Source organism: Flavobacterium sp., assembly GCF_003525665.1.
Classification (GTDB): Bacteria; Bacteroidota; Bacteroidia; order Flavobacteriales; family Flavobacteriaceae; genus Flavobacterium.
Map to the genome: position 1 here is coordinate 1,871 of NZ_DQDX01000039.1, position 1,581 is coordinate 3,451.

2 protein-coding genes are annotated in these 1,581 nt (G+C 34.9%); both read left to right on the forward strand.

The window, feature by feature from the left end:
• Nucleotides 1-36 precede the first annotated feature (36 nt).
• On the forward strand, nucleotides 37-846 hold the full coding sequence (gene nadE, locus DIU01_RS03035; protein ID WP_290831787.1) for an NAD(+) synthase: 810 nt from the start codon (nucleotides 37-39) through the stop codon (nucleotides 844-846).
• A gap of 84 nt (nucleotides 847-930) precedes the next feature.
• Nucleotides 931-1,560 carry a response regulator transcription factor gene (locus DIU01_RS03040; RefSeq protein WP_290831781.1) on the forward strand — a complete coding sequence of 210 codons (630 nt, stop codon included), beginning with the start codon at nucleotides 931-933 and terminating at the stop codon, nucleotides 1,558-1,560.
• The last annotated feature ends 21 nt before the right edge of the window (nucleotides 1,561-1,581 follow it).

A 1,581-nucleotide genomic window follows, 5' to 3' on the forward strand; every position in this document is an offset into this window, starting at 1 on the left:
TATATACATTACGGATTTTTAAATCTTCTAAATAAAATGTCAAAAACGAGTACGATTCAAGTAGAAAAAGTAAACGCGCATATTGTAAATTGGTTGAAGACTTATGCGGATAACGCAAAAGTGAATGGTTTTGTTGTGGGAATTTCTGGCGGCGTTGACTCGGCGGTGACTTCTACGCTTTGTGCGCAAACGGGTTTACCAACGTTGTGTGTAGAAATGCCGATACATCAGGCGGAAAATCAGGTAAGTCGCGGACGAGAACACATTGAGCAATTGATTAAAAAGTTTGCAAATGTGAGTCGCGCTGAAGCAAATTTGACTCCGATTTATGAAACATTTAAAGCTGAAATGCCAAAAACGGAGAATGAGGTGAAATATAATTTGTCGTTGGCGAACACGAGAGCTCGTTTGCGAATGACGACTTTGTATTATTTTGCTGGAATTAACGGCTTGTTGGTTGCTGGAACTGGAAATAAGGTAGAGGATTTTGGCGTTGGATTTTATACAAAATATGGCGATGGTGGCGTTGATTTGAGTCCGATTGCCGATTTAATGAAGAGTGATGTTTATGCGCTTGGAAAGTTTTTGGGAATTCCAGAATCGATTCAAAAAGCGGCTCCGACCGATGGATTATTTGGTGATAATAGAAGTGACGAAGATCAGCTTGGAGCGAGTTATGATGAATTGGAATGGGCAATGCTAGAAGCTGAAAAAGGAAGCGTTACAGAACAGTTTTCTGGACGACAAAAAGAGGTTTTTGACATCTATAAACGCCTTAATTTCGTAAATAAACATAAGATGGATCCGATACCTGTTTGTGAGGTTCCACTAGCACTTAAATATTAAATAGTCAATAAATTACGATAATTAGTATTTTTTTTACTAACTTTACAATTAGTTATGAGTATTAATTTCTAAAAAATTAAAATTATGATCAATGTTTGCCTTGCCGATAATTACCCTGTGGTACATTATGGCGTAAAGTCATATTTTAAAGATCACCCAGAAATTAGTGTGGTTTCTAATGTGGGAAGTTTCTATATGGTGCCGGATGCACTTCGAAATAAAGAGATAAATGTCTTGGTAATTGACCTTGAACTTGACGGATTAAAAAGTATCTATGAGTTGAAAGCGATTATCAAAAATTTTCCAAATACCAAAGTATTAGTTTTCACTAGTTTGAACGAGCAAATTTATGCTCCAAATGCGATTAAAGCTGGTGTTTCTGGTTTTGTTCACAAATCATCAAAGCTTGAAACGCTTGGAACTACAATTATTAGAGTTCATCAAGGAATTGTAATTTTGAGTGATAGTATCAAGAAAAGTTTGGCGCTTATTGCTAAGCAAAATAAAAGCGAACGTCTTTACAGAAAGTTATCTAACAGAGAAATTGAGGTTTTGCGTTACTTATGTGACGGAAAGAAAAACAATGAAATTTCTAAGGTTCTTGACTTGAATGAAAAGACAATTAGTACTTACAAATTAAGATTATTGCAAAAACTAAATGTTACCAATTTGGTAGATTTGGTTAATAAAGCTAAGACTTTGGATATCGTTTAAAGAAATTCCAATATTTTAAAT